This window comes from Photobacterium sp. BZF1 (assembly GCF_014349205.1).
GTDB lineage: Bacteria > Pseudomonadota > Gammaproteobacteria > Enterobacterales > Vibrionaceae > Photobacterium.
On sequence record NZ_JACSOF010000200.1, the window covers coordinates 1 to 10,029 of the forward strand.

Here is a 10,029-nt window from a genome sequence, read left to right on the forward strand (position 1 = left end):
GTAATTCATTTACTGAATCTTCTTAGATTTGAAACGTATCACAACATAAAAATGTCACCTATATTTTCAATACAAACACAATAAATATAAGTTGATAGAAGGTGACTTCGATGGTGACTCAAAGTCAAAATAAATCAATAGATGGTCGTTTAGTAGCACTGGGATGTAACTACGAACCTTGGATTGCGCTTTTAGAACAATCTGGATGGAAAACCCACTGTTGTTATGATTTACGTACGGTTGATTCAATTCTGGAAGAATACAGTCCGTGTATCTGTGTTGTTGATTTAAGCAATAATGATTTTAGCTTAAACAGCATTTCATTGAGGGCAAACAAAACCAAGCAAGTTAAGTGGATTGCAATCATTAAGAAAGAGCAGCTTAAAACTGATGCAATCTGTCAATTCATCAACAACTTCTGCGTCGATTATTTCACTGTTCCGATTCCAAGCAGCCACCTCCTGAGCACAATCGGCCACCAGCTCGGCATGCTTGAGATTGAATCAAGTTCTTGGGTTGAAATCACAACGCAACACGATATGGGCCTGTACGGTGAATCAAAATCCATCAAACAGCTTAGAGACATGGTACGCCGGGTTGCCATGACTGAAGTTAATGTTTTCCTTACAGGGGAAAACGGTACAGGTAAAGAGCTGATTGCTAAATCTATCCATAACCTATCTAAACGTAAGAATACGCCATTCATTTCCGTTAACTGTGCTTCTTTAAACCGTGAAGACGAAAATATGGCCTTGCTAGATGGTAGTTATCGCCAAGAAGACGGAACACCATTTAACGGTACTCTGATGTTGGATAACGTTGATGAGCTTTGCAAAGAGATGCAAGAAGAGCTGCTGACTTACCTCCAATCGCCAAGCAGTGACACTTTGGAAGGAGAAGCATCTGGGGATGTACGTATCATCGCCTCTACCAGTGCTGATTTAGATGCAGCAGTAGCAAGTGGCACATTCAGCAAAGAGTTATTTTACCGTTTGAATGTGTTCCACATTAAAGTACCAACATTGCGAGAGCGTGGTTCAGACATCTTCTTGCTAGCAGAAACCTTTTTGACCAAGTTTGCTCGCGAATACAGCACGATGGCTTCTTCGTTCTCTGAGGATTCTAAGCAGTTGCTGTTGCGCTATAGCTGGCCTGGTAATGTCCGCGAGTTGATTAACCAAGTTAAGCGTGCTGCCTTACTTGCTGAAGGTAATGAAGTGAAAGCGGAGCACTTTGATTTGCCGAGCAAATCAAACTTGAAACAAAGCTTGCGCAATATTAAAGATGAAGCTGAAAAAGATGTTTTGGTTGCGGTTCTTGAAACCCATCGTGGACAAGTGGCCTCAGCAGCTAAAGATCTCGGCGTTTCCCGAGCGACCATGTACCGGTTGTTAAATAAACATAATATCGTTCCTGATGTAAGACATTATAATAATGGCTTTGCCAGAGATTGATAAATAACTCATTAAAGCAAGGGCCCCATTCGGGGCCTTTTTTATTGTTGACGGGTAAAATATTTCCTCAGTGAATACTTCTGGGGTGGACGCTGAATAAATGATCTCATGCAGCTTTTAGTTTGAAAAAACAATGAAGTGATACTCTCACTGAGATAAAAATGTAATAATTCGAGCCGTGAATTAAATTGATTGAACATGCTAACAACAAAAGGAAACGGATGTTTAGTTTATCTTTACGGCAAAAACTGGCTGTCTCGGCAAGTATCGCTATTATCCTCGGTGGCGCATTAGTCACAGTCCTCTCTTTCTTTTCATCCCTAAGCCGGTTGGATGAAGATTTAAATGCCAGACTTCGTGGTGTTGCCGCTGCTTACAACGAATATGTCGTTGACTGGATGGACTCAAAAGCCATGGCATTGTCAGCTTTTCCACAAGACATCAATGCGCAAGATATCCCAGCCCACCTTCGTCAGGTAAAACATTCAGCGGGCTTTGACAATGTTTTCTTGGCCTTTACGGATGGTTCCCAGGTGAATGCCAACCAAGTGTCGCTGCCACAGGGTAACAACGATCCACGCCAATGGGATTGGTACCGGCATGCGCTGGGCCAGAATGGTAAGGTGACGGTCGAAAATCCAACAGTGGCGGCGGCGACGGGCGCCAGTGTGGTATCCATGGGCAAAGCTGTGAATGTGATGGGTGATCAGGCTGTACTCGGAGCAGATGTAGAGATCAAGAATATCATCAGCCAGCTTGATAATGTGGTGCTGCCAGGTTTGGGCTACATGTTCATAGCTAATGATCAAGGTAATATCTTTGCTCACGCTGATACGTCATTACTCAATAAGCCGACTAATTTCAAAGATAGTGATTTAACGAACCAGTTACTTGCTCGTTTGGCCAGCGATCGCCATGTAGAGCGTGTCGTTATCAATGGCACTGACAGTTACCTGTATGTTGCCCCAATTGCTGGGAAACCACTGCAAACGGTTATTGTGATTGATGCCAACTCGGTGCTGGACCCACTCTATAGCACTTTATATGAGCAGATGTTTTTGACGTTGCTGGTGGTCGTGGTATGCGCCTTTTTGTTCAACTTACTATGTATGTACTTGTTCAAGCCGTTACAGCAAGTTTCTTCTGCGTTGGGTGTGATTGCTCAAGGCGGAGGTGATCTTACCCAGCGAATCAACATTGATACCCAAGATGAAGTCGGTGATTTAGCCCGAAACTTTAATCAGTTCGTGGCAAGCCTTCAAACATTGATCCGTCATGTTCGCCATCAGGGTGAAGAGTTAGGGCAGAGCGCAACGCAAAGTGAGTCCCGAGCAGACAAGCAAGCGAGAGAACTTCAGCGTCAGCAAGATGAAATTACCATGGTAGCAACAGCAGTGACTGAAATGGCATCCGCTACTCAGGAAATTGCTTCACATGCTGAACAAACCGCTCGCGCCGCACAGGATTCCACCTCTCATACTAACAGTGGCCGTGAACTGGTTATCCAAAGCCGCCATTCGATTTCGAATCTGGCCAATGAGGTCAATGAAGCTTCCACCGTGATTAGCCAGCTCAATGAGCATGCTCAGGGTATCAATAGTATCTTGTCTACGATTCAGGGCATTGCCGAGCAGACAAACTTGTTGGCCCTGAATGCGGCGATAGAGGCAGCGCGTGCGGGTGAGCAAGGTAGAGGCTTTGCGGTGGTTGCTGATGAAGTACGAGTCCTTTCGCAGCGAACTCATACTTCGACAGAAGAGATCCAGAGTATGATCGCGACCTTGCAGCAAATCACTACCAAGGCGGTAGACTTAATGGATACCAGTTCCAAGCTAGCCCAGTGTACCGTTGAAGATGCAGATGAAGCCAATGTCGCACTGGAGCAGATCAATACATCGGTTGCGATGATCAGTGACATGGCGACACAAATTGCTACCGCTGCTGAAGAGCAGACCCATGTTACGGATGAGATCACCCAAAATACCACCACGATTAAGGATGTGAGTGATCAATTAACTGAAGATGCCCATCAAGCCCGCCAGCAAGCTGAAAGCCTTAGCCTGCAAGCGGCAAACTTGAACGATAAGGTCTCTACCTTTATCGTTTAGCGTTACTTTAATCCAAGGCGCTTGGCTAGGCGGTGAAGGTTTCCGGCATCTAGTTCAAGCGCTCTGGCTGTTGCTGCCCAATTTTGATTGTTACGTTGATAACTCTCATCGATAAACTGGTACTGGAAACGGTTGGTAGCGTCTTTGAGCCCAATATTGGTATCCACCGATATTGGGCTTTTTCTATGGTGGGGGGTATCAGTTCCTACCGTTGAGAGTGTAGAGTCTCCATGAGATTCGGCATGGAAATCAAAATGCTGCGGCTGGAGTTCGACAAAGTCCAAGCCATTTGATTCTGCCCGTGCAACCACAGAGGCTCGGTTGATGGCATGCTCAAGTTCCCGGACGTTGCCCGGCCAAGAATAAAGACTAAGTTGTGTTACTGCCTCTTGGCTTAAGCGCATCGATTGAATGCCAAGCTTGCCTTTACACCGCTCCATGAAGAAGCCAGCAAGTAGCAGAATATCATTACCTCTTTCCCTTAGGGGAGGAGCCATGATGGGGAAAACGCTTAAGCGGTGGTAAAGATCGGCCCTGAATTTACCGGTTTTCACTTCCTCATGAAGTAAACGGTTTGTCGCTGCCACTATCCGAGTATTCACTTTCAGTAAACTATCGTCACCGACTCTTTGCAGATCACCATATTGTAAGACTCGCAAAAGCTTCGCCTGCAAAGAGAGGGGAAGTTCACCCACTTCATCAAGAAATAGGGTGCCGCCATCAGCCATTTCAAACTTACCCTTGCGATCACTGATGGCACCTGTAAATGCCCCTTTCACATGACCGAACAACTCGCTTTCAGCAACCGATTCAGGCAAGGCTGCACAGTTGAGGTAAACCAGCGGTTGTTGGCTTCGGTGTGAAGCTTGGTGGATGGAAGTGGCGATGAGTTCTTTACCTACACCTGTTTCTCCAGTAATCAATACCGTTAACTCTGTCGCTGCCACTGCCTGTATGTGGTTTCTGAGTTCTTCCATGGCTTTGGACTTACCGATCATTTCCACTTGACCTGCCTGAGGTAACTTTCCTGTTTGTAAGTTAGTTGTACCTTGGGGCTGCGGTATGTTCACCGCTTGGCTTTCCAGTCTCTCCATCAAGAGAGCAGTGTGCAAGCTTGCCGCAGCAAGGGCACTGATCACCCTAAGCTCATCATCGCTAAATTGGTCAAATTGGTGAGGGTCAAAGCCATCGATGGTTAATGCACCGATGAGAGACTCATTGGCGATAAGGGGGAGGCCAATACACGCATGAACATGAAGGTTCCCTTGATGGCTGGGAATTAGCCCATCATAAGGATCAGGTAGATCGCTGTCATGAGGAAAGCGGACTATATCACCGGCTCTGGCTATAGCTTCCAAGCGGGGGTGTTCATCAATATGAAACTGGCGTCCAAGCACTTCTTCATAAAGACCGTTAATCGCAAGTGGAGAAAAATGCTGGTCTCGGAAAGCGAGAAGCGCTGATGAGTCACAGCTAAAAAGAGACTTAATGACAGACAGTAATCGATCAAACCGGTCTTGGCTGGAAATACCTTGGGTGAGATCCAGTGCAAGTTGAGTTAATTCCTTGGGCGTGTTCTTCATGCGAGGTATGCTTTTCTGTCAAATATACTGTCATTATGACACTAAAGTGTTTATTTGACAGTAATCTTAAGTTGTCAAAATGACATCTTGTTTCAATGGTTTATTAATAATTTAAATAAAATTATGCACTTAAAAATCTGGCACGGTCGATGCAATACCTCAATTAGATTTCGAGTGGCATATTGCCCACCTCATTGAATAAATTAAACAATTTATACAACCTGTTTGAATTAGACCGGAGATCACTATGAGTCATTTACGTATTCCTGCTCACTGGACAGTACAGCGTTCAACGCCTTTCTTTACCAAAGATAATGTTCCACCTGCTTTACTTAGTCACCATAATACTGCTGCGGGCGTATTTGGGCAGTTATGTGTCATGGAAGGGACAGTTACCTACTATGGCTTTGCTGATAGTGAGGCTACAGAGCCAGAGCTTAAGGTGGTTATCAATGCTGGGCAGTTCGCAACGAGCCCGCCACAATATTGGCATCGCATCGAGGTGAGTGATGACGCCCAGTTCAATATTAACTTCTGGTCAGAAGGGGATAAATCCGGTCAGCCAATGTTTCACGCTAAAAAAACAGACTAGGATTGGTAATGCCCCAAATAGAAATCAGCCCGGTTGAAGCCGGGCTGTTTTATTAGAGGTACATTGCTAATCGCGATAGGTCCGAAATAGTTATCAGGCAGTAAAATTTGCCAAGTAGTCATTCACTCTGTGTGACAGTGTCACCTTGCGAGAGTTTTCAATAAAACTTGCTTCAATAGCGTTCAGACTGAACTGAGCGATTTGCTTGGGGCTAATTGGATGTGCCTCAACAACAGCAACAAAGTTGTCGGTCATATAACCACCGAAGTAGGCCGGATCATCAGAGTTGATGGTGACACACAAGCCTGTTTCAAGCAGATCAACAATATTGTGCTGTTCCATCTTATCGAAGACCTTGAGCTTAATATTAGAAAGCGGACAAACGGTCAACGGCATCCGGCTTTCAGCCAGTTGTTTGACTAAGTCGGGGCTTTCTACACACCGTACCCCGTGGTCGATACGGCTGATCCCAAGCAGATATATTGCATCGAGTATGTTTTGGGCTGGGCCTTCTTCACCGGCATGGGCAACGGTTAGGAAGCCGGCCTCTCTCGCGGCTTGGAATACCCGGGCAAATTTCTCTGGTGGATGACCCAGCTCAGAAGAGTCTAGCCCTACAGCGATAATCTTATCTTTAAAAGGCATCGCTTGCGCTAAGGTTTCGAATGCTGATGCTTCATCGAGATGGCGAAGGAAACACATGATCAATTGGCTTGAAATATCTAGTTCGGTCTGGGCTTGCTCTAGCGCTCTAGTGATACCGTTAATGACGGTTTCGAAAGCAATACCGCGCTCGGTATGGGTTTGGGGGTCGAAGAAAATTTCGGTGTGAACGACGTTGTCCTCACGGCAGCGCAGTAGGTAGGCCCAAGTGAGGTCAAAAAAATCTTGCTCTGTAATGAGTACTTTTGCACCTTGATAATAGATGTCTAAAAAAGATTGCAAATTATGGAACTGGTAAGCATCGCGAACTGCTTGGGGAGAAGTGAATGGGATAGCAACCTTGTTGCGCTGTGCAAGCTCAAACATCAATTCAGGCTCCAGCGTGCCCTCAATGTGCAGGTGCAGTTCTACTTTAGGTAATCCTTTGATAAATTCTTTCATATCAAGCCCTTATTATAATTCTAACCCGCCTTACTGTGGTAGGCGTATGGATTGTGGAGTATTAAGGTGCTTTTCTGTCGCGTCGGATACTGACATACAAAGAGAAAAGCACACATGCGCTTAACTCTTCGTAATCAGAATTTTACGGATTCTGGTAGAGACCCCCATACCATATCAATGGGGTTATACGAAGCCGTTTGCTTATTAGAACCAGTGTAGTAATAAATCACAAAATAGTGCAAGCAAACGTTTTCGTGATCATCGCATAGCGACGTTGTTGATGCAATCTTCAGCCATGCAAAGTTATTGGTCCAGGATTGTGACCTTACTGTCTTTCTCTGCAATGTAAAACACAATGACCTTGGCGGGTTCATCACCGGTATTTTCACCGTAATGGGAGGTGTTCATCACTTCAACCAGTACTTCTCCGGCATTGAGGGTGACTTTCTTATCTTGGGTGTGAACGGTCAACTGCCCGCTGAGCAAGATCCCAGTATTGAGAACTGGGTGCTGATGCCACGGCAGTTTTTCACCCGGTTCAACGATAATTTCCTTGATGGTGATTTCGGGCTGTTGGAGCTGAATAGAAGGCAGCGGTTCGCCGTTCCAGCTAGATGTTGTTTTGATCAGATCTTTAGATGTTGCTGCGGAAGGTGAAAAGCTGGATAGCAATAGTGCTAATGAGAATAACACTAATGTTAATAGTGCGTTGGGAAAAATCATCCTTATTTTCATGGCTTGCTCCTTATTGTCGCTTGTAGCAATAAGCGTAGGACAAGCTTGGCCCTTTATTGGTTGAGAGCAGTTATATTTTCGCTGGGCATCATAGATTTGGGTGAGATAGGAAGGCGCTATTAAGCGCCTCTCCTTGTTCTAGGTTGTTGTAATGATGTGCTGGCTTAGCTTGCTAGCCAGCTTTCCACATTTTCTTTTTTGGGTATGCTGCCTTTGTGTACGACAACATCATCGATGACGACAGCAGGCGTCGACATCACCCCGTATGCCATGATTTGCGCCATGTCTTGTACTTTCTCCAGTTCGAACTCAACGCCTTGTTGTTGGAAAATATCGTTGATGAGTTCGGCTGTGACGATGCAGTTTTTACATCCAGAGCCGAGGACTTTTACATTTTTCATGGTTTGATTCCTTAATTGATTCAATTGTAATTACATAATGGGAAAGGTGGCATTGAACACCCAGCCGATCAGGGTGAATGCAACCAATAGAAGAGCAAATAGCGTTGCAAGCAGCCGCCATTGCATCACTTGCTTGAGCAGAATGAATTCAGGGAAGCTTGCTGCGACCGTACTCATGCAAAAAGCCAGGGTTGTACCTATGGGCAATCCGTTGGTGATGAGGCTTTCCATCACGGGGATAACGCCTGTCGCATTGGAGTAGAGCGGGATACCGAGCAAAACTGCGGCTGGAACTGACCACCATTGGCCAGCACCTAGATATGACTCTATAAAGCCTTCAGGAACGAAGCCATGTAGAGCTGCACCCAGTCCGACACCGATGAACACCCACTTCCATACCCGACGAAAAATAGTGACCACTTCCTCTTTGGCGAAAGTGTGTCTGTCAGCCAGAGAGAGACGTGCAGAATCGTCTGAAAGCGTTGAAGCTTCAATTTGAGTACTAGCCTCGGTCCCTTGCTTTAATTGTCCCTGTTTAAGGGCGTTTGCAGCAAAAGGCTGTAACCAACGTTCAGCCTTGATAGCATCAAGGAATATTCCGCCTAATATCCCCACTGTCATACCCAGAGCAATATAAACAAGGGTGAATTTCCAGCCGAGTAAGCTAACTAACAAGAGCACTGCGACTTCATTGATGAGTGGCGAAGTGATCAGAAATGCCATTGTGATCCCCAAAGGGATTCCGGCAGAGGTGAAACCTAGGAAAACAGGAATACTAGAGCAGGAGCAAAATGGTGTAATGGCACCAAAGAGTGAACCTAACGAGTAACCAAGCGCCCGGTGTTTACCGGCGAGGTAATCCCTTACCCGCTCGACGTCGAGAGAGGCTCTTAACAAAGCAATGACGTATATCATTACCAGTAACAGAGCAAAGATCTTGAGAGTGTCGTCTATGAAAAAATGCAGGGCACCTGCGAGTTGGGTTTCAGGTGATAGACCCAACACTGAATACACCAACCATGAGGCGATGTCAGTGAATACTTGGAACATACTTCGTCCTTAGCAAAATGATTATCTACAGATAAAGACGAAGCAGCAGAGAAAAGGATTCGCATTTTTTAAAAAAATTGAAAAAGCCCCTTAAGCGAGTAAAAGGGGTGGGTAATGCCCCAAAAAACGGCTTTTTCAATGACTCTAAATGTTATCAATGCTTTTGCGGTCGTACTTTACGTGGATTTTGTACTCAGATGTGGGTTTCAGTTATTCAGAATTATCATGGGAATTATCACGGAATAACTGCGGCAAATCTTGTTGTTGGCTAGGCTGATAACAAGCATTGATAGGCAGGGTTTAATATGAAAAAGCAGTTGAAAGTGGTCGTAACAGGCGGGCCGGGAGGTGGCAAAACCACAGCGCTAGACTTGTTCCGCAGGGAGTTAGGCAACAAAATCGCCGTTGTCCCTGAGGCGGCAACGGTTCTTTTTTCTGGAGGGATTATGCGTTCTGAAGATGAGCAAGTACTGAAAATGATTCAGAAAACCATCTTCCAACTGCAGAAAAACCTAGAAAATATCAATAAGGCACATTACCCAGACCGGTTGCTGGTGTGTGACCGAGGGTCTCTGGATGGACTAGCATATTGGCCTGGCAGCGAAAAAGACTTTTTCAAGCAGGTGAACTCAACGTTTGAAGAGGAAATATCCCGTTATGATGCGGTGATCTTTTTTGAATCAGCAGGTGCGACAGGCCATGACATCAGCAGTAATAATCCGGTAAGAAGCGAGTCATCAGTTCAGGCGGCGAAACTTGATATTGCCCTACAAAAGATCTGGGCAAGACACCCTAATTTCTATTTTGTTGGTAGCTCTGAGTCATTTGTTAGAAAAATCATGTTTGGCATCATGACGATTGAGAATGTGATAAACCGGTATCAGCGGCAGTAGTCAAATCTTCAATCCTGCTCGAGTGTTGATTTACCTTGCCCATTTCTATTTTATTCTGATTGTATTTTATAAATTATCATATGCTTGATGGTATCCAGTTATAAAATGG

9 protein-coding genes and 1 riboswitch are annotated in these 10,029 nt (G+C 45.2%); of the genes, 4 read left to right on the plus strand and 5 right to left on the minus strand.

Annotated features, from left to right (window positions below; genetic code table 11):
- Positions 1-110 precede the first annotated feature (110 nt).
- Positions 111-1,454, plus strand: coding sequence for a sigma-54 dependent transcriptional regulator (locus BIZ37_RS27660; RefSeq protein ID WP_187464271.1), 1,344 nt, complete (start codon positions 111-113; stop codon positions 1,452-1,454).
- A 221-nt stretch (positions 1,455-1,675) separates the two neighbouring features.
- Entirely contained in the window at positions 1,676-3,562 is a 1,887-nt protein-coding gene (locus BIZ37_RS27665) for a methyl-accepting chemotaxis protein (RefSeq protein WP_187464272.1), read from the plus strand.
- 2 nt (positions 3,563-3,564) lie between these two features.
- On the opposite strand, the gene norR is transcribed toward BIZ37_RS27665, so the two are convergent.
- On the minus strand, positions 3,565-5,145 hold the full coding sequence (gene norR / locus BIZ37_RS27670) for a nitric oxide reductase transcriptional regulator NorR (RefSeq protein WP_187464273.1): 1,581 nt from the start codon (positions 5,143-5,145) through the stop codon (positions 3,565-3,567).
- A gap of 247 nt (positions 5,146-5,392) precedes the next feature.
- Here norR and BIZ37_RS27675 point away from each other — a divergent pair, with 247 nt between their 5' ends.
- Positions 5,393-5,737 (plus strand): DUF1971 domain-containing protein, encoded by a 345-nt coding sequence (locus tag BIZ37_RS27675; RefSeq protein ID WP_187464274.1) that lies wholly within the window; start codon positions 5,393-5,395, stop codon positions 5,735-5,737.
- Positions 5,738-5,830: 93 nt separating this feature from the next.
- Here BIZ37_RS27675 and BIZ37_RS27680 read toward each other — a convergent pair whose 3' ends face one another.
- From BIZ37_RS27680 to BIZ37_RS27695, 4 genes are all read right to left on the minus strand, one after another.
- Positions 5,831-6,841 carry an adenosine deaminase gene (locus tag BIZ37_RS27680; protein WP_187464275.1) on the minus strand — a complete coding sequence of 337 codons (1,011 nt, stop codon included), beginning with the start codon at positions 6,839-6,841 and terminating at the stop codon, positions 5,831-5,833.
- Between the two features lie 111 nt (positions 6,842-6,952).
- Positions 6,953-7,052, minus strand: a riboswitch (purine riboswitch).
- A 92-nt stretch (positions 7,053-7,144) separates the two neighbouring features.
- Complete coding sequence (locus tag BIZ37_RS27685) at positions 7,145-7,576, minus strand: cupin domain-containing protein (RefSeq protein WP_255526938.1); 432 nt, start codon at positions 7,574-7,576, stop codon at positions 7,145-7,147.
- 164 nt (positions 7,577-7,740) lie between these two features.
- A complete protein-coding gene (locus BIZ37_RS27690) occupies positions 7,741-7,977 on the minus strand; it encodes a thioredoxin family protein (RefSeq protein ID WP_187464276.1) in 237 nt (78 codons plus the stop codon).
- A 30-nt stretch (positions 7,978-8,007) separates the two neighbouring features.
- Entirely contained in the window at positions 8,008-9,027 is a 1,020-nt protein-coding gene (locus BIZ37_RS27695; protein WP_187464277.1) for a permease, read from the minus strand.
- 305 nt (positions 9,028-9,332) lie between these two features.
- On the opposite strand from BIZ37_RS27695, the gene BIZ37_RS27700 reads away from it, so the two are divergent.
- Positions 9,333-9,920 (plus strand): AAA family ATPase, encoded by a 588-nt coding sequence (locus BIZ37_RS27700; protein ID WP_187464278.1) that lies wholly within the window; start codon positions 9,333-9,335, stop codon positions 9,918-9,920.
- The last annotated feature ends 109 nt before the right edge of the window (positions 9,921-10,029 follow it).

Coding starts and splice junctions, on each gene's coding strand:
- BIZ37_RS27660 (WP_187464271.1), top strand. CDS start 111: ATGGTGACTCAAAGTCAAAATAAATCAATAGATGGTCGTTTAGTAGCA.
- BIZ37_RS27665 (WP_187464272.1), top strand. CDS start 1,676: ATGTTTAGTTTATCTTTACGGCAAAAACTGGCTGTCTCGGCAAGTATC.
- norR (WP_187464273.1), bottom strand. CDS start 5,145: ATGAAGAACACGCCCAAGGAATTAACTCAACTTGCACTGGATCTCACC.
- BIZ37_RS27675 (WP_187464274.1), top strand. CDS start 5,393: ATGAGTCATTTACGTATTCCTGCTCACTGGACAGTACAGCGTTCAACG.
- BIZ37_RS27680 (WP_187464275.1), bottom strand. CDS start 6,841: ATGAAAGAATTTATCAAAGGATTACCTAAAGTAGAACTGCACCTGCAC.
- BIZ37_RS27685 (WP_255526938.1), bottom strand. CDS start 7,576: ATGAAAATAAGGATGATTTTTCCCAACGCACTATTAACATTAGTGTTA.
- BIZ37_RS27690 (WP_187464276.1), bottom strand. CDS start 7,977: ATGAAAAATGTAAAAGTCCTCGGCTCTGGATGTAAAAACTGCATCGTC.
- BIZ37_RS27695 (WP_187464277.1), bottom strand. CDS start 9,027: ATGTTCCAAGTATTCACTGACATCGCCTCATGGTTGGTGTATTCAGTG.
- BIZ37_RS27700 (WP_187464278.1), top strand. CDS start 9,333: ATGAAAAAGCAGTTGAAAGTGGTCGTAACAGGCGGGCCGGGAGGTGGC.